General features: G+C 45.8%; 1 protein-coding gene. It reads left to right on the top strand.

From position 1 onward, the window contains the following. The coding region (locus SB816_RS30975) for a pyrroline-5-carboxylate reductase family protein (RefSeq protein ID WP_410548115.1) at positions 1-286 on the top strand (286 nt) is incomplete at both ends.

Below are 286 nucleotides of genomic sequence, written 5' to 3'. Positions count from 1 at the left end.
GGTAGGAGGCGGTCCCGCCTACATCTCGTATTTTACAGCAGCACTTATCGAGTACGCCAAAATAGCTGGGTTTGACAACGCAAGTGCTACATCAATGGTAATTCAGATACTTCGTGGAACTTCCGCTCTGTTAGAGGCAGGCCCAGATACACCAATGAGACTTTGCGAAAGGGTCATGACACCAGGCGGCACAACCCAAAAGGCGATAAACCATTTCAATCACATGCAAATAAAGACCTCAATTGTTGACGGACTAAATCAGTCATTTCTACATTCAGTAGAGCTA

This window comes from Achromobacter sp. SIMBA_011, from assembly GCF_046535435.1.
Lineage (GTDB): Bacteria > Pseudomonadota > Gammaproteobacteria > Burkholderiales > Burkholderiaceae_B > Achromobacter > Achromobacter dolens.
Note: the sequence above shows the minus strand (reverse complement) of the source record. Positions and strands in the feature narration are given on the sequence as shown.